The 15852-nt window shown below is 46.5% G+C and carries 16 protein-coding genes and 2 tRNA genes; 9 read left to right on the top strand and 9 right to left on the bottom strand.

Annotation, left to right across the window (positions count from 1 at the left end):
- The first annotated feature begins 61 nt into the window (after nucleotides 1-61).
- Both KWJ01_RS01820 and gldC read left to right on the top strand, forming a co-directional pair.
- Nucleotides 62-859, top strand: a complete 798-nt coding sequence (locus KWJ01_RS01820) for a M48 family metallopeptidase (RefSeq protein ID WP_224994562.1) — start codon at nucleotides 62-64, stop codon at nucleotides 857-859.
- Between the two features lie 78 nt (nucleotides 860-937).
- Nucleotides 938-1288, top strand: coding sequence for a gliding motility protein GldC (gldC, locus tag KWJ01_RS01815; RefSeq protein ID WP_224994561.1), 351 nt, complete (start codon nucleotides 938-940; stop codon nucleotides 1286-1288).
- Nucleotides 1289-1422: 134 nt separating this feature from the next.
- Here gldC and KWJ01_RS01810 read toward each other — a convergent pair whose 3' ends face one another.
- The 4 genes from KWJ01_RS01810 to KWJ01_RS01795 form a co-directional block, all read right to left on the bottom strand.
- Nucleotides 1423-3567: a 7TM diverse intracellular signaling domain-containing protein gene (locus KWJ01_RS01810; protein WP_224994560.1), complete on the bottom strand. Its 2145-nt coding sequence runs from the start codon at nucleotides 3565-3567 to the stop codon at nucleotides 1423-1425.
- A gap of 813 nt (nucleotides 3568-4380) precedes the next feature.
- Entirely contained in the window at nucleotides 4381-4590 is a 210-nt protein-coding gene (locus tag KWJ01_RS01805) for a hypothetical protein (protein WP_224994559.1), read from the bottom strand.
- A 106-nt stretch (nucleotides 4591-4696) separates the two neighbouring features.
- Nucleotides 4697-4768: transfer RNA gene (locus KWJ01_RS01800), tRNA-Glu, on the bottom strand.
- A gap of 36 nt (nucleotides 4769-4804) precedes the next feature.
- Nucleotides 4805-4876, bottom strand: a tRNA-Glu gene (locus tag KWJ01_RS01795).
- A gap of 265 nt (nucleotides 4877-5141) precedes the next feature.
- Here KWJ01_RS01795 and gap point away from each other — a divergent pair.
- Nucleotides 5142-6140, top strand: coding sequence for a type I glyceraldehyde-3-phosphate dehydrogenase (gene gap, locus KWJ01_RS01790; protein ID WP_224994558.1), 999 nt, complete (start codon nucleotides 5142-5144; stop codon nucleotides 6138-6140).
- A gap of 148 nt (nucleotides 6141-6288) precedes the next feature.
- Here gap and KWJ01_RS01785 read toward each other — a convergent pair whose 3' ends face one another.
- The 4 genes from KWJ01_RS01785 to KWJ01_RS01770 all read right to left on the bottom strand — a co-directional run bounded on the left by KWJ01_RS01785 (nucleotide 6289) and on the right by KWJ01_RS01770 (nucleotide 9217).
- Nucleotides 6289-7311, bottom strand: coding sequence for a zinc-binding dehydrogenase (locus tag KWJ01_RS01785; RefSeq protein ID WP_224994557.1), 1023 nt, complete (start codon nucleotides 7309-7311; stop codon nucleotides 6289-6291).
- Nucleotides 7312-7418: 107 nt separating this feature from the next.
- The gene (locus KWJ01_RS01780) at nucleotides 7419-8201 is read right to left on the bottom strand and encodes a PhzF family phenazine biosynthesis protein (RefSeq protein WP_224994556.1); all 783 of its coding nucleotides are present in this window, start codon (nucleotides 8199-8201) and stop codon (nucleotides 7419-7421) included.
- Nucleotides 8201-8722, bottom strand: coding sequence for an NUDIX hydrolase (locus KWJ01_RS01775; protein WP_224994555.1), 522 nt, complete (start codon nucleotides 8720-8722; stop codon nucleotides 8201-8203). The genes KWJ01_RS01780 and KWJ01_RS01775 overlap by 1 nt, the downstream gene beginning before the upstream one ends.
- Nucleotides 8723-9022: 300 nt before the next feature.
- Nucleotides 9023-9217 carry a general stress protein CsbD gene (locus tag KWJ01_RS01770; protein ID WP_224994554.1) on the bottom strand — a complete coding sequence of 65 codons (195 nt, stop codon included), beginning with the start codon at nucleotides 9215-9217 and terminating at the stop codon, nucleotides 9023-9025.
- A gap of 229 nt (nucleotides 9218-9446) precedes the next feature.
- On the opposite strand from KWJ01_RS01770, the gene KWJ01_RS01765 reads away from it, so the two are divergent.
- On the top strand, nucleotides 9447-9911 hold the full coding sequence (locus KWJ01_RS01765) for a peroxiredoxin (RefSeq protein ID WP_224994553.1): 465 nt from the start codon (nucleotides 9447-9449) through the stop codon (nucleotides 9909-9911).
- Nucleotides 9912-9926: 15 nt separating this feature from the next.
- On the opposite strand, the gene KWJ01_RS01760 is transcribed toward KWJ01_RS01765, so the two are convergent.
- A complete protein-coding gene (locus KWJ01_RS01760; RefSeq protein ID WP_224994552.1) occupies nucleotides 9927-10583 on the bottom strand; it encodes an ABC transporter ATP-binding protein in 657 nt (218 codons plus the stop codon).
- A gap of 112 nt (nucleotides 10584-10695) precedes the next feature.
- Between KWJ01_RS01760 and KWJ01_RS01755 the strand changes: the two genes are divergently transcribed.
- The 5 genes from KWJ01_RS01755 (at nucleotide 10696) to KWJ01_RS01735 (ending at nucleotide 15830) form a co-directional block, all read left to right on the top strand.
- On the top strand, nucleotides 10696-11028 hold the full coding sequence (locus KWJ01_RS01755; protein ID WP_224994551.1) for a hypothetical protein: 333 nt from the start codon (nucleotides 10696-10698) through the stop codon (nucleotides 11026-11028).
- Nucleotides 11029-11106: 78 nt separating this feature from the next.
- Complete coding sequence (locus KWJ01_RS01750) at nucleotides 11107-11565, top strand: hypothetical protein (protein ID WP_224994550.1); 459 nt, start codon at nucleotides 11107-11109, stop codon at nucleotides 11563-11565.
- Between the two features lie 109 nt (nucleotides 11566-11674).
- Nucleotides 11675-12121, top strand: coding sequence for a hypothetical protein (locus KWJ01_RS01745; protein ID WP_224994549.1), 447 nt, complete (start codon nucleotides 11675-11677; stop codon nucleotides 12119-12121).
- Between the two features lie 116 nt (nucleotides 12122-12237).
- Nucleotides 12238-13455, top strand: a complete 1218-nt coding sequence (sucC, locus tag KWJ01_RS01740; protein WP_224994548.1) for an ADP-forming succinate--CoA ligase subunit beta — start codon at nucleotides 12238-12240, stop codon at nucleotides 13453-13455.
- A 779-nt stretch (nucleotides 13456-14234) separates the two neighbouring features.
- Nucleotides 14235-15830 (top strand): CHASE3 domain-containing protein, encoded by a 1596-nt coding sequence (locus KWJ01_RS01735; protein WP_224994547.1) that lies wholly within the window; start codon nucleotides 14235-14237, stop codon nucleotides 15828-15830.
- The last annotated feature ends 22 nt before the right edge of the window (nucleotides 15831-15852 follow it).

Here is a 15852-nt window from a genome sequence, read left to right as displayed (position 1 = left end):
AAAGCCACTGCCCAAGCTGCAGTGGCTTTAACTTTTAATGCCAGCCTGCGTATTGCCGATTATGAAAAACTTTTTGCCTATTCTATTTTTAAGCCTTTTAATCTTGTGTGGCTGCGACCGGAACAGCAATGTAAACTTGTTCAGTCCAGACCAGGATGTGCAGCTTGGCGCACAAATAAATGAAGAAATACTTAGTAAGCACAACGAATACCCGGTCCTGAATCCCAGCCAGTACCCGGAAAGCTATGAATACCTCAACGGCATCGTCAACAACATACTGGAAAGCGGACAGGTAAACTATCGCGATGAATTTGCCTGGCAGGTTTACATCATTAACGACGACAACACCCTGAATGCTTTTGCCACACCGGGCGGCTACATATATGTGTATACCGGACTGATCAAATACCTGGATCGGGAAGATGACCTGGCAGGGGTTCTGGGTCATGAAATAGCCCATGCTGATCTGCGCCACAGCACTCGCCAGTTGCAGAAAATGTATGGCCTGAACCTGCTCTTAAGCCTTGCAGTAGGCGAAGGCTCTGGATTGGAGCAGATCATGGGGCAGGTTGTGGGTAACCTTACTGCCTTAAGCTTTAGCCGGGAATATGAACGGGAGGCAGATTCCCGTTCGGTAGATTACCTTTCGGGGACTGATTATGAATGTGATGCCGCCAAATCTTTTTTCATCAAGCTCAGCGAGATGGAGGAGCAGGGCCAGGTACCAACATTCCTTAGTACGCACCCCAACCCGGATCGTCGGATTCAATCCATAGAAGCCAGAAGCCAGGAAGTTGGGTGCAGCACCGAACCCCTGGACCCACAGAGCTACCAGGCCTTTAAACAAAGCCTGCCGTAGTAGCACCCCACACCTATTAAGCAAAAAACTTGATGGTCAGCTGCGGATGTACTTTCTTTGCTTACTGATTTCAATACTATGAAAAAATCAAGAATACACTTCGAAGTTGAACTGGATAGTCAGAACGTACCTGATAAAATCTATTGGGACGCTACCGATAAAGAAGATGATGGCATCAACCAGACCCGCTCAATCAGCATAGCTGTATGGGATCATTTTCAGAATAATACCCTGCGTATTGACCTGTGGACAAAGGAAATGACCGTTGATGACCAGAAGCGCTTTTATATAGATTGTATTGGTGGTCTGGCACAAAGCATCTTAACGGCAACTGGCGATGAATTTATGGCTAATGAGATGAATACACTCTGCAACAGGTTCATCGAACATGTTAGAAAAGAGCAGGAAGAAAGAAGAAAAAATCAATAGAGCAATTATAATGATTTGCCCGCCTGAAGATACTCACCTCTGGGCGGGCATTTTTTATTATTTAGCTAAATCCAAAGCTGCATGGTGCAGGTTCATGAGCAAGGGTATTGCGAAACATTGATCTGCTGTAAGGCTTAGACAACCAGGCTCCGCTGCAGCGGCAGACAAACCGTAAAGGTACTGCCCTCTCCTGGCTGGCTCTCTACCAGTATGCTGCCCCCCATGGATTCGACCTGGCGCTTTACCATATACAGGCCTAAACCTTTTCCCTCTTTGTGGATGTGGAAACGCTGGTAGAGCGAAAACAGCTTTTTGCCATACTGTTCCAGGTCAATCCCCAATCCATTATCAGCTACAGAAATGTAGCACATATCACCTTCCTGCCAGGTGCGTATGCTAAGGCTAAGCTGGCCATCGGGCTTTCTGTATTTCAAGGCATTGCTGATAAGGTTATACAAAATGCTTTCCAGGTAGGCAGCATGCACCAGCAGGGTTTCTTCCTGAAAATCAACATGTATTGCTGGCTGCGCCTCGCTCATCTGCAGGTGCAGTTTATCTAAGATACCCTGAACAGCCTTAGCCATCTGTATTTCCCTGAGCTGCTTTTCCAGGTCCTGCTCAAGGGTAAGCACCTGGCCCAGGTCCGAGATAACGGTATCCAGCTTGTTCACTGAGTTGTTTAGAAAATCGAGGTACTGCAAGTTTTCCTGTCCGCTTATTTTTTGCCTGTTAAAAAGCTTGAGCAGCCCAATCATACTGGCTACCGGTCCGCGTATATTATGCGAGATAATGTAAGCAAACTGCTCCAGCTGCTGGTTGCGTTTATGCAGGGCAAGGTTGGCTTTCCGCAGTTCGCCGGTGCGGGTGCCTACAATGCGCTCCAGGTTTTCGTTAAGCAGGCTTAACTGCTGGTTTTGTTGCTCAATAACCTGCTGCTGCTCAAAAAGCTGCCTGTTTTGCTTAATTACCTCTTTCTGCTTTTCCTGTAATTTCTGGGTTCTTTCCTCTACCCGCAGCTCCAGCACCTGCTGCTGCTGTTCCAGCAATTCCTTTTTCTCCTTAAATGAAATAAAAGATTGTTCACTGGCTTTCTGCCGGTCAAGCCTGTACTGTCGTATTCTTTCTGCAAGGGCCAGGGAGAGCAACAAAGCCTCCGCAACAGAACCAATAATAACCAGGGTGGTAGCAGTTTCCAGGTTGCCAAACAGGCCTAAAGACTGCAGGCTATAGGCAAACACCCCCACCAGGAACACCAGCCAGGCCAGCAGGAATAAGCGTGCAGTGGCCTGGCCTTTACGCCAAGCAATGGCTGCTGCAATTATAATCTGAACAACGGCCAGTATATATATAGGAGGAAGTGCGGGAGCCAAATAACGGTACAACCCCAAAAGATTTAGAAATCCCAGCAGAAATGCAACCCAGGTGTAATAATGCATCAGCCGGTGCAGCCTGGGCACAAAACGCCTGGTTCTGATAAAGCTAATGGTGAATTTAAGGGCAAAGCCTACTGCCATGTAAAGCGTAAAGCCCGAAAGCACATTATTGGTGAAGCCAGCATTTTGCCAGATAAACTGTTGAATATGCCCGTATAAATACGCCTGCGAAAGAATACTGAAGAAAATAAAGAGGCAATAGAACAGGTAAGGTTTAAGCCTCAAACTAAAGAAAAGAAACAGATTGTACAGCAGGATCAGAAAAAGAGCACCATAATAAAGCCCATATTTGAAATAGGTAAATGACATTTCCTGCTGCAGGTAAGATGCCTCTGTAATGTAAACAGGAAAAGTCATGGCTCCTTCGGAGCTTACCCGGAAATAAAAGGTATTAACCGCCGGCTGTAGTTTAACCGGAAAAAGAAAGTGATGATGAGGGACCTGCCTGTCTGAAAAAGGTAAAACCTCACCCGCAAGCTGTGCTTCCCAGGCTCCGGAGCTGTTCTGCTGGAATAAATAAACAGAATCCAGGGCAGCATACGCTACTTCAAACAAAAAAGACCTGGCTGATACCAGGCTATCCTGCAGCTGTATGCGAAACCAGTAGGTGTCACTAAAGTATCCAAAGTTCGGGCTCCCTTCTGGGGCGGGTTTAAAGCGTTCTGCAAAGGCTGGGGAGCTAAGCTGCTCGATGGTATAGGCCCCATCAGGGTCCGCAAGATAGTAGAGCTCCCCCCCTACTAATTTAGACTGAAGGGAATCATAGAGCACTACAACAGGTTGCGCATTAAGCGCACTGCTCCATAGTATGAGAATGAAAAGGAGTATTGAATACTGAAATCTCATTAGTGCCTTTTAGTAGGCGAATTGATGTAAATGTAAGAAAGCTGCAAGCTCAAATCCAGTACATGTAAGAAAGCCCCTAAAAACATAAAAGCCTGTTGGAACAGGCAGCTTTTTGGTCTGTATGGCTAACAGGAATGGACATTACTGTTTATGCTTGTGAGCTGGTTATCCAACCGACACTATGTTTGCATCTTCAGCCGTAAAACTGCAACAGGCACAAATTAAAGATTTCATACCAGCTAATTGCTCCTTCCAGCCAGATGTGCTTGTTGTTTGATGGGAAAAACCCTGCACAAAAAACATAAGCAGTAGTTCACCAAAGTTCAGCATATATTCCTGATTTTAACGGGTATGGGTAAAGCTCTAAGCATCCAGTAAGCACTACAATCCATCAAACGGCAATTTCAGCTCAGCCAGGCAGGCACTGGTGAATACAGTATTTTTCTCTGATTAGTATCCATGATTGTCAGTAACCGCAGGACAGGATAAAATTGGAGGGAAATGAACAACATTCCGCTGTTATCCATTTGATGGTACCCTATTGCTGCTCCACAAAGGAACAGCTGCCTTGATATACCCGGCAATATTTATTCCACATCACCCGGAAGTAGCACCTTATTATGTGATGTGGGCGTACAGATTCTAGAGATTCTGTTTCGATGCCGTTTCATGTTTAGGGGAAGTTTATATGCATTGGTTTAAGGTCTGCTGTAACATCATGGGCAAGCACAACACAAAAACACTGATAATAGCTAATGAAAAGGATCACTAGCCGATCAGCTCATAAAGAAGGAAAGACTTTTCGGAAAGGCACTAAAGAGAATTTACCGGCCCCTGGTTTTCACCATTTTTATTATCAACTCCTTCCATATAAGCATAAAGCTGCCTGTGGATCTCATCGTAGTCAGGGTGGGTCATGTAGGGCACCAAGTCGGAGCCACGAATAGCTGCCTTGCCCCTGCCATCTAGCTGCACCTTCACAATTAACTCCTGCACAATATCGTCTACTGATTTATTTTCCATAGCTTTTGATTATACTGAATTATACTGGGAAAGTTTATGGACCGGTGCATAAGGCAGCTGCATAGCAAAAAAAAAGCCCTTAGAAGTAAATCTAAGGGCTTTATAGTACTCCGTAGGGGAGTCGAACCCCTGCTACCAGAATGAAAATCTGGCGTCCTAACCACTAGACGAACGGAGCATTAAAATCATAAAGCAGCCTAACGCTGCTTTTCAGCACTCCGTAGGGGAGTCGAACCCCTGCTACCAGAATGAAAATCTGGCGTCCTAACCACTAGACGAACGGAGCGTTCGTGAATTGTGATGCAAATATAGGGGTCTTCTCGCTATTTGCAAACACAGAATCCAAAAAAAATATCGCTAAAAAAACTCTATACCCCGAACAAGTTGTACAATACAGGGTTTGCCTACATAGTAAAACGTTTGTTCTCTTCTCCCCAAGGCCCTTTGAGCCCCTGATCAGCCAAAAAGCCAATTTGCATTAAATAAACCCGTATAGTACTTTTACGAAGTACTCTTAACTTAAATATTTTTGAACCTAAACTTCCTTTTTCATGGCTAGAATCAAAGTTGCGATTAACGGCTTTGGCCGTATTGGTCGCCTTACTTTTAAGGCTCTGTTAGCCCAAGGCAATGTTGACATTGTGGCAATCAATGACCTGACTGACGTAAAAACTCTCGTACACCTGCTGCGCTACGACTCTGTGCATGGCCGTTTCCAGGGCGATGTTCAGATTTCCGAAACCGGCTTCAGCGTAAATGGTGATGCAATAAAAGTATTTGCAGAAAGAGATCCTGCACAACTACCCTGGAAAAATCTGGGTGTAGATGTAGTACTGGAAAGTACCGGCCGCTTTACAGACGAGGCCGGCGCGGGCAAACACATCCAGGCTGGTGCCAAGCGTGTGATCATCTCTGCCCCTGCCAAAGGCAATATTCCTACCGTTGTAATTGGTGTAAACGACAAGAGCCTCACCGGACAGGAAACCATTATCTCTAATGCTTCCTGTACCACCAACTGCCTTGCTCCTATGGTAAAAGTACTGCAGGAGAACTTTGGCGTTGAAAAAGGCTTTATCAATACCATCCACGCATATACCCAGGATCAGAACCTGCAGGATGGTCCTCACAGCGACCTGCGCCGTGCCCGTGCTGCTGCCATCAACATTGTTCCTACCTCTACAGGTGCTGCAAAAGCAGTTGGCCTTGTACTGCCTGAACTGAAAGGCAAACTGGATGGTATTGCCATGCGTGTTCCGGTTCCTGATGGTTCTGTAACTGACTTCACTGCTATCCTTAGCCGCGATGTAACGGCTGAAGAAATCAATGCTGCTGTTCGTAAAGCTGCAGAGTCTGATCTGAAAGGCGTACTGCAATTCTCTACCGACCCTATCGTATCAAGCGATATTGTTGGCAATGTACACTCCTGTATCTTCGACTCTGAGTTAACCATGGCCTCTGGCCGCCTGGTGAAGGTAGTAGGCTGGTACGACAACGAAGCTGGTTACTCTGCCCGCACTGCCGAGCTGATTGCAAGAGTAGCGCAGTTCTAATAATCAGAAGCATTTCAAGCTTTGATAGCTAAAGCCGGTACTAAGCCGGCTTTTTTTGTGCCTTCCTCTAAACCACAAAACAGTTTGTTAAAAAGCAGGCACTGTTCTTCAAATAAGAAAGCCATCATACGGCAAAGAAACTGAGTCATCACCCTACCCTTATTACAACCTTGCCAACTGTATTGCCGGAACGGAAAAGTTGCAGGGCCTGCGGTAACTCATTGAAAGAAAAATAGTGCCCGATGTGAGGAGGCTGCAACTGAAGCTCCAGAAGCTCTTGCATGAGCTGATGGAAAAGATCGTGCTGCTCGTAGAGCCAGATCAGGTTAAAGCCCATGACCGACTTATTCTCTGTGATCATTTTCATGGGATCTATTTTAGGACGTGTTAGGTACTGCCACGCCAGGCGGGGCCAGTTGGGGGCACTCCCCGATGGGGTAAAACGTGCAGAGCCATACGCCACCAGGCGACCCATGGGTGCCATTGCTTCGTATGACCACTTCAAGTATTTGCCCCCTGTTGCCTCCAGTACCAGGTGCAGGGGGCGCCCAGCCAGCACCCGCTCCAGCTCCTGGGGAAACCTACTGCTTCTGGCCAGCCAGCTGTTGTAGCCTTCCTGTGCCAGGGTCTCAAACTTGCTGCTGCTCCCCACAACACCTATGGTGTAGGCATTCCACTTTTTTGCTATGCGGTTTGCCAGCAGGCCCACCCCTCCTGCTGCAGAATGGATCAGTACCGTTTGCCCCTGCTGCAGGTTACCCAGGGGCCTTAAAGCATAATAGGCAGTTAAAGCCTGCACGGGAAAAGCTGCTGCATCATTATAGGTAAATCCTGTGGGTAAGGGCAAAAGGTATCTTTCATCCAGGTTAAGGTGCGTGGTGTAGGCGCCAAAGCGGCTAACACCGAATACAGCATCTCCGGGCTTAAACCTGCTTACACCCGCTCCTGTGGCAACCACCTCTCCGCTAAACTCCAGGCCGGGAACAAATGCCTCTTTAGGTGTGGCACTGTAGAGTCCCATAATGGCAAAGATATCGGCATAATTAAGACCTATTGCCTTTACTGCTATGGTTGCCTGTCCGGCAGCAGGTGCAGCTAGTTCTTCTTCCCTGAGCTTTAAACTGTTTAAGGAACCAGGCTTAAATACTTTATAGCAGCGGCGCTTGAGCATAGTGTAGTACTGGAAGTTTAGTAAAATAAGCAGATAGAAGCACCCCCGGAAAGTGCTAAAGCTGGCGGTATAGCAGCAGGCTCCGACCTATACATCTTTCTGTACTGTCAGAACCTGGGTTCGGCTTTGAATACAGTAATGGCCCTGCCCCTGATCAGTACCCTGTCTTCCACAATCTGCAGCTCCAGGTAACCGCCTCGTTTAGATGCCTGGTACGCCCTGAAGCTGGTCTTTTCCAGTATATCCTTCCAGTAATGTGCCAGCTCACAATGAGCAGAACCTGTTACGGGATCTTCCGGAACGCCTACATTGGGCACAAAATAACGGCTTACGAAACTGATGTCTTCTGTGCCACGCGCTGTGATGATAAGGCCCTGCCGGGTATTCCTGGCAATCTGTGCCATATCAGGCAGATAATCACGAACAGCCTCTTCGCTATCCAGCTCCAGGATATCATTTTTGGGTGTAGCGGCAAAGCCCCTGATGCCTTCAAAATGCTCCTTCAGCCATTGGGGCACCTCTTTCTTTTCAGTGGTAATCAGCGGAAAGTCCATTTCCAGCTGCTCCTCATTCCATTGACGTACCTGCAGTTGTCCGCTTAAGGTTTCAAATATGTGCTCTTCTTCAGGAGCCAGCAATCCCTGGCTATAGAGTATGTGCGCGGTGGCCAGTGTTGCGTGGCCGCAAAGGGTTACTTCTACTGCAGGCGTAAACCAGCGCAGGTTTTTATAACCATCTGCAGCACTTACAAAGGCAGTTTCAGCAAGGTTCATTTCTGCTGCAATCTGCTGCATCAGCATTTCTCCGAGTGGTTCTGCAGAAATACACACACCAGCTGGATTACCCCTGAAGGGTACATTGGTAAAGGCATCTACCTGAAAAAGCTCCATTAAGCAACGTGGTTTATGAGTTGATCAATATCTGATTGTGAAAGACCAAAGGCCTCATCTGAGCCGGGCACCGCAGTGCGGAAGTACATATCTGCAAACACTTTTGCCTGGGTGAGAATTTCTTTATGATCGAAGGCAAGCCGCAGCGGAACATCATGCAGCGAAAACCAGCGGGCCTCAGCGGCATCGTCAGCGCCTTCAACAGCACCAGGATCATCTTTCAGAACACTCAGATAAGCGATAGAAACAGTGCGGTGCCTGGGATCGCGGTTTACTGCACCAAAGGCTCCAATCTGCACTGTGTGGTGCAGCTTAAGGCCGGTTTCCTCCTCCAGCTCCCGTGTTACCGCCACCTCCGGAGGCTCATTCATATCCATAAAACCTCCTGGAAAACCCCAGCAGCCCCCAAAAGGGTCCTTCTTACGCTTAATCAGCAAAACCTGAAGGTCGTTGGGCTGCAGCCAGAATACAATGGCATCTACTGTTACTGTAGGCCGGGGATATTCATATGTGTAAGCCATGCTAAAAAATTAAAGTCTGCCAACACCAAAGTAACCAAATGGCAGCAAAAGTTCTTACGCTACCATAGCCAAACTTTATGGGCAACCGGCATTTATTCCGCTGCTTGCCGCTTCATCCATCATTATTAACTGATTTTAGAACTTCACACATGCCCAGGCGCCTCAATTGTAGGTATACTAAAATATTGAAAGAGTCAAACAGTGCTATGCAGCTGCCTTAAACCAAACATTAGTTTAATTTGCAAAAAAAGCACTTTCAGGATGTCTGAAAGTGCTCTTAACTATGGGTTATTAGATATTTTATTCTTCCTCTGCTTCGTCCATGGCTTTAAGAACGTTTTCTTCGTCCTTGCCAAGTTCCTTCTGCAGGCGGCCTGCCAGTTCTTTTTCTTTACCTTCGATGCATTTTAAACGATCGCCGGTACGGCTGGCTTCCTTCTGTTCCTGCCTGCCTTTTATCTGGTTTATCTCTCCCTTTATTTCTACGTTATTCATGGCTGTAATAATAAGTAGCCTTGTATACGTATAGTATTAAGCATATGTTGAGGCAGCAGCCACACTGCTGTGAGGCAGCAGTCACCATGTTATTGGGCAGCAGTTATCCTGATTTTTAGCAGTAGTCAGCCTGCTTAATAAGCAAACACATACCTGCTCGGGCACTCGGGCAGAAGCAGAACAGGCAACAGCATATAACCAGTGCCGGTAATAAAGCGTAAATTTGTGTATGGCATTAAAAGAAAAAACACAAGCACCCAACTTTACATTACCATCTACCGACGGCAGGGATTTCACCCTTCACCAGGATGCTAAAGGAAAAGCAGTGATCCTTTATTTTTATCCTAAAGATTTTACATCAGGCTGTACCCAGCAGGCCTGCGAGTTCAGGGATCATTTTGATTTTTTCCGCGACCTTGATATACCGGTTTATGGCATCAGCCGCGACTCAGTTGAAACGCACCAGCGCTTCAGAAAAGAACACAACCTGCCTTTTCACCTGCTTGCCGACGAAGATGGAAATGTTGCAGGGCTGTATAAAGCTACTGTGCCGCTGATTAATTTTACTCGCCGGATCACTTATCTGCTGGATAGCAATCACACCATTGTCAGTTCATTCGAGAAGCTGTTTGGTGCCAAAAAGCATATAGAGGAAATGGTAAACCAGCTCATAGAAAATAACATGGCCGGGTAGGAAGCTAAAGAGTGTCTACAGAATTACCCCATCCTCAATTTCATATTTGAAATCGGCCATGTCGGCCAGCTGTTCGTTATGTGTAACAATAACGAATGTCTGGTTCAGTTCCTGGCGCAGGTCAAAAAACAGTTTGTGCAACTCTTCGGCACTGTGGGAATCCAGGTTACCGCTGGGTTCATCGGCAAATACAATAGCTGGTTTATTGATGAGCGCACGTGCTACTGCAACCCTTTGCTGCTCTCCTCCACTCATCTGGCCTGGCTTATGGTGCAGGCGCTGCGCCAGACCCAGTCGCTCCAGCAGCAGCCTGGCATCATTTTTTATCTGCTCTTCGGGCCGGTCGCCTGCAATAAAAGCGGGCATGGCCACATTTTCCAGCGCTGTAAATTCAGGCAACAGGTTGTGAAACTGAAAAATAAAGCCAATATGCTTATTACGGAAACGGTTCAGGTCCTTCGCCTTCATGTTGTTGTGCAGCCGCTGGTTATTGATGTACAACATACCACCATCGGGCACATCCAGTGTGCCCAGGATATGTAACAGGGTACTTTTACCAGCGCCGGAGGCTCCTACAATTGATACAATCTGTCCCTGCTCCACGTGCAGGTTAATTCCCTTCAGTACCTGCAGGGCACCATAGGATTTAGTAATATTCTCAGCTTTCAGCATGTCGGTTCAAGTATACGAAAAAAAGCAGCCGCAGACGAAAACTGTGCCTTAATTCCATTATTATGACTACTTATTTACTAAGTTCGCCTCTGCAACTCCCAAAGCCCCCTTTATGAAACGAATTGTATTTTCTTCCATGCTTATGGCTTGCCTGCTGCCAGGCCTGTTTTCCTGCAACAGCACAAAAGAAACCCACAGCACCAACGCAACTCTTCGCTGGACTGGTATGCTTGCAGCAGATGGCTGTGGTTATTTTCTTGATATAGACGGCAAGGAGTACAAACCCAGCAATGAAGAGGTAATACCTGACTCTTTCCAGGAGCAGGAGGTACAGCAGGTACAGCTCACCTACGAAATATTGGAAGAGCCCCAGGAATACACCTGCGGCATGATGCCTACCCGATACAGCAGCTCCATCAAAATAATTGAAATATCCCCGCTTTAGCAGCCAACCCTTTCATAGCAGTGCTTGTCTTTCGAAAAAGACGGAACAGAACATTAGTCTATCTAACTTCTAACTGCTATGAAACCCTTAGCTTTTCTTATTCCCCTTACTTTGCTGTTCATGGGGCATACCTGCGAAAAAGAGCCTGCCGAAGAGATGCTTTTAACCGAGCCTTCTCAGGAAACCCAATGCCCGCAGGACCTTGTGTGCACCGAGGTTTTTGTAAGCGTACACGCTCATATAACCAACAGCATTGGCGAAGCTGTAGTACTCGACAGCTTCTACAGTAAAAACATTGTAAGCGGCGAGAAATACACCTGGGACAGCTGGCAGGGCAGCGAACCTGCAGGTAATGGCTACTATCCCATCCTCACCGACAGCCAGCTCCGCAGCATTAGCGCCGATGGTACCCCCATAGAATTTGTAGGATTCAAAAATGGCAAGGAAGTGGTGAACAGGGTGTTTGTCATAGGCCACGACTGCTGCCACATAAAGGCTGTAACCGAAGATCTGGAAATAAAATTATCAGGAATTTAAACAGCTGAAGGAAGAGCAGAGAGAATTCACAATACAATAAACCAGAAGTCTGCCTGCTCCCCTGATTTATTTTATCAACGCCCAATATACCGGCTTTTAAGCATTTTTAATGATGAAGTACCTCATCAGGCTTTTTTTATCTTTTTGCTTGGCCTCTTCTTTTTCCTGCGAAAAAGATACTGAAGGTGCGCCGCAGATACCGCTTGCAGAAACAGTTACAGGCGAGTGGCTGGCAGTTTATAAAAAACAAAAGGCTAATAATTTCATGTTCGAAGACCCTGCAAAGGGCGTTGTTACAGAGTGGGACTGCTACTATGTGTTAAGCCTGCAGATCAACGCAGATCACTCCTATTACATAAACGACTCTGAAGACGAGCCCGCAAGCAGGGGAAAACGCCTGCCTGTAGGAGGGCAATGGTCGCTGGATGCCCATAACTATATCACCTTCCACTGCAGCGACTCTGCCACAACAAGCTTTAACGCATACATGAACAAAGCCGGTCAGCTGGTATTTGAAAATGATGAAGTGATCATCAGGCATAACCGAAAACCCTGACCTTAAAATCTGCTACAGATCAGCAATTAAAACCAGCCGGCCCCTTTATCGTGGCCATCTGGTTTGTAAACCTGCCGGATAAGCCGTAGATTCGGGCAAAAAAATTTTTAGCACGGATGAACATACACGAATATCAGGGAAAGGAACTCCTGAAAAAATGGGGTGTGAAAGTGCAGGAAGGCTACGTAGCTGAAACCCCGGAAGAGGCAAAGCAGGTAGCTCAGAAACTGCACGAAGAAACCGGCACCAGCTGGTATGTGGTAAAAGCACAAATCCATGCAGGTGGTCGTGGTAAGGGCAAAGTACAGGAAACCGGCTCTAACGGTGTTGTACTGGCCAAGAGCCTCGACGAAGTACCTGAAAAAGCAAAAGGCATCCTTGGTGGCACGCTGGTTACCATCCAGACTGGTGCCGAAGGCAAAAAAGTAAACAAAGTGCTTATTGCCCAGGATGTGTACTACCCTGGCGAGCATAAGCCAAAAGAATATTATCTTTCTATTCTGCTAGACCGCGCCAAAAGCCGTAACGTAATTATGGCATCTACCGAGGGCGGTATGGATATCGAGGAGGTAGCAGAGCATACGCCAGAGAAGATCATCAAGGAGTGGATAGACCCTGCCATTGGCCTGCGCCCGTTCCAGGCCAGCAAAGTTGCTTTCAAATTAGGTCTGGAAGGCAAAGCACAAAAAGAGATGGTGAAATTCATCACCTCCCTCTACAATGCCTACATCAATTCAGATGCCTCCCAGTTCGAGATCAACCCGGTTCTGAAAACATCTGATGAGCAGATCCTGGCCGTTGATGCCAAAGTGAACATCGATGATAACGCACTTTACCGCCACAAAGACCTGGCTGAAATGCGTGATGTAAGCGAAGAAGATCCTTTAGAGGTAGAAGCCGGCGAAAGCGGACTTAACTACGTGAAGCTGGATGGTAACGTAGGCTGTATGGTAAATGGCGCAGGCCTGGCCATGGCTACCATGGACATCATCAAGCTTTCTGGCGGTGAGCCTGCCAACTTCCTGGATGTTGGAGGCGGAGCAAATGCACAAACTGTTGAAGCCGGTTTCCGCATTATCCTGAAAGACCCTAACGTTAAAGCCATATTGATCAACATCTTTGGTGGTATTGTTCGTTGCGACCGTGTTGCCAACGGTGTGGTGGAAGCCTACAAAAAAATAGGTGATATCCGCGTACCAATTATTGTACGCCTGCAGGGTACTAATGCAGAAGAAGGCGCCCGCATTATTGATGAGAGTGGCCTGAAGGTAAAATCTGCAGTTGTACTGAAAGATGCTGCCGACCGTGTTAAAGAAGCTTTACAGGGCGCCTAAGCACCTGTAAAATCAACACTGCAAACATATTGCATCTCCCAGCTAATTCAATGTAGGGATGATGATACAGTTTAAAAACAGCCCTGAATACAAATTCAGGGCTGTTCTTGTTTTTACGGGCTACGAAAGTAAGTGCCCCCTGCACAGCAAGTCAATTACAGGCACCATCTTGGGTGCTGCTCCTGGTGGGTGCATCCTCATGCCCCTCCTTTTGTGCCTCATACACATGATTACAGCATCTCTGCCGGGTATTTTTGTTGATTGGCAGGGATTCTGATCTTAGCCTAGTCCACAAACCCTTTTTCAGCCTTCTTACAAGATTTCATACAGCTGTTTTACCCTTGTGTCAGAAGAACAGCTAAAACATATGCAACCGTTAGAGACAGTGTAAAAGTAACTTCAAGACTAACCATGGCTGCCCAGTAATCTGCTATTCATCAATAAACATTACTTCTGTGATATCATATCAGTGTTTACGGCATATAAGCTGGCTTACTAAATCAGCCTTGCAACATTGATATATTCAATTGCATAAGGCTCTGTAAATAATAATATTTCCCGCTGCTCCCATAAGATCCCCATCTGTTGGCTGCCATTAGTATTGTGGAGTGAAAAAAGCAACAATTAAAGATGCATTCAACAGTAAACAATCGTTTACTGTCATGCTGCCTGCAGTAGCTCCTGACAACAAAATATACAGCCACCAATTACTTATTATTTTTATAAGATGATATATGATTTCCTCTCTTAACCCTCATCAATAAAATATCTGTGCCCACATGAACTCAATCAAAAAGATTATCAGAAAGAATGTAGTGGCGGTTCTGGCATCACTGGTGCTGGTACTTATAATTTTTAGCACCCTTCTGGTGATTGAGAACCGCACGATCATGATCAGAACCACTCAACAGCAGGAGTTGAGCGAACAAACGCTGGTAAAAGCTGATTTTATCCTGAACAACCTGCAAGCCATAGACCTGGGTTTGCGGGCATATGCCATCACTGCCGATCCTGCCCATCTGCGGCATTATAAAGAGGCAACCGGAGAAACGCTGCCTGCTTTCGACGAGCTGGATAAACTGCTGAGGCAGCAAAATTTCAAATCTGAAGATTTTCAGAACCTGAAAAAAGCCATGCTTGCTTATCACAGTTTCTGCGATGAGGTAGTAGCCGCTGTAGACAGGGGCGAAACAGAAAAGGTAAAGGAAATGATTGTGCAGGACAAAGGATACGAGGCATGGTCTATTTACCAGAACTTCTTCAAGCAACTCTCAGCCTTTGAAAAGGGCCTGAGCAGTGAAGCCAAACAGGACTATGACAAAGCCTCATCGGGCAGTATCTGGATTATGCTGGTGCTCTTGTTCTTTAGCTTACCCAGCCTTGGGTTTATTGTTTATGTATTGAACAGAACGGAGAAAAACAGGAAGAAACTATTCATTGAGCTGGAGCATAACAACAGGAAATACAACTTCAATTCAGGAGAGCCTATTACTATCAACAATGAATATCAGCTGATCAACAGCTATATCGATAATTCCAGGAAGGCAGCTGATTTTGTAAACCAGGTTGCAGCGGGTACCTATGATGTTGAATGGAACGGGCTTACTCAGGACAACATTGCGCTAAACCAGGAAAGCCTGGCAGGAGCACTGGTAAAAATGCGCGATCAGATGAAATCGGTAAAAGTGGAGGAAGAAAGAAGACAATGGATCAGCCGTGGCCTTACAGAAATTTCGGAGCTCATCAGAAACAACCAGGAAAGCATAGAAACCTTGGCCAACAGCACCATTGTGTACCTGGTTAAATATTTAAAGGCACAACAGGGTGGCTTTTTTGTGGTTAACAAAGATGAAGATACCAGCGCTACTTCAATAGACATGGCAGCCTGTTACGCCTTTAACAGGCAAAAATACATCTCTACCAGGATAGAAATTGGTGAAGGCCTGGTTGGGCAGGCATACCTGGAGGCTGAAACCATTTTACTAACTGAAATCCCAAAAGGGTATACCCGCATTACCTCCGGGCTTGGTGATGCTACCCCTACCTGTCTGCTGGTTGTACCCATGAAGTACAACGACGAAGTGCAGGTAATTATAGAGATTGCCAGCTTTGTGGTGTATGATAAGTTCCAGATAGAATTTCTGGAGAAAGTAGGTGAGTTTGTTGCCGCTGCCGTATCTACAGCCAAAACCAATGAAATGACCAGGCGCCTGCTGCAAAGCGCCCAGCAGATGGCCGAAGAAATGAAGTCGCAGGAAGAAGAAATGCGGCAGAATATGGAAGAGCTTTCTGCCACACAGGAAGAAATGCACCGTAAGGAAAAGGAGTATATCCAACGAATAGAGGAGCTTGAAAGCCAGCTGGAGCTTCGCTAATCGTAAAGCCTGCAGGGCGCTT

It is taken from the genome of Cesiribacter sp. SM1 (genome assembly GCF_020178975.1).
Taxonomy (GTDB): Bacteria; Bacteroidota; Bacteroidia; order Cytophagales; family Cyclobacteriaceae; genus Cesiribacter.
The sequence above is the reverse complement of the archived record's forward strand: the minus strand, read 5'-3'. Positions and strand labels throughout refer to the sequence as shown.

What these genes read in the sequence shown, in the direction of transcription:
- KWJ01_RS01805 (WP_224994559.1), bottom strand. Translation starts at nt 4,590, where the DNA reads ATGGAAAATAAATCAGTAGACGATATTGTGCAGGAGTTAATTGTGAAG.
- KWJ01_RS01755 (WP_224994551.1), top strand. Translation starts at nt 10,696, where the DNA reads ATGAAACGAATTGTATTTTCTTCCATGCTTATGGCTTGCCTGCTGCCA.
- sucC (WP_224994548.1), top strand. Translation starts at nt 12,238, where the DNA reads ATGAACATACACGAATATCAGGGAAAGGAACTCCTGAAAAAATGGGGT.
- KWJ01_RS01765 (WP_224994553.1), top strand. Translation starts at nt 9,447, where the DNA reads ATGGCATTAAAAGAAAAAACACAAGCACCCAACTTTACATTACCATCT.
- KWJ01_RS01770 (WP_224994554.1), bottom strand. Translation starts at nt 9,217, where the DNA reads ATGAATAACGTAGAAATAAAGGGAGAGATAAACCAGATAAAAGGCAGG.
- KWJ01_RS01785 (WP_224994557.1), bottom strand. Translation starts at nt 7,311, where the DNA reads ATGCTCAAGCGCCGCTGCTATAAAGTATTTAAGCCTGGTTCCTTAAAC.
- KWJ01_RS01735 (WP_224994547.1), top strand. Translation starts at nt 14,235, where the DNA reads ATGAACTCAATCAAAAAGATTATCAGAAAGAATGTAGTGGCGGTTCTG.
- KWJ01_RS01745 (WP_224994549.1), top strand. Translation starts at nt 11,675, where the DNA reads ATGATGAAGTACCTCATCAGGCTTTTTTTATCTTTTTGCTTGGCCTCT.
- KWJ01_RS01780 (WP_224994556.1), bottom strand. Translation starts at nt 8,201, where the DNA reads ATGGAGCTTTTTCAGGTAGATGCCTTTACCAATGTACCCTTCAGGGGT.
- KWJ01_RS01750 (WP_224994550.1), top strand. Translation starts at nt 11,107, where the DNA reads ATGAAACCCTTAGCTTTTCTTATTCCCCTTACTTTGCTGTTCATGGGG.
- gldC (WP_224994561.1), top strand. Translation starts at nt 938, where the DNA reads ATGAAAAAATCAAGAATACACTTCGAAGTTGAACTGGATAGTCAGAAC.
- KWJ01_RS01810 (WP_224994560.1), bottom strand. Translation starts at nt 3,567, where the DNA reads ATGAGATTTCAGTATTCAATACTCCTTTTCATTCTCATACTATGGAGC.
- KWJ01_RS01775 (WP_224994555.1), bottom strand. Translation starts at nt 8,722, where the DNA reads ATGGCTTACACATATGAATATCCCCGGCCTACAGTAACAGTAGATGCC.
- KWJ01_RS01760 (WP_224994552.1), bottom strand. Translation starts at nt 10,583, where the DNA reads ATGCTGAAAGCTGAGAATATTACTAAATCCTATGGTGCCCTGCAGGTA.
- KWJ01_RS01820 (WP_224994562.1), top strand. Translation starts at nt 62, where the DNA reads ATGAAAAACTTTTTGCCTATTCTATTTTTAAGCCTTTTAATCTTGTGT.
- gap (WP_224994558.1), top strand. Translation starts at nt 5,142, where the DNA reads ATGGCTAGAATCAAAGTTGCGATTAACGGCTTTGGCCGTATTGGTCGC.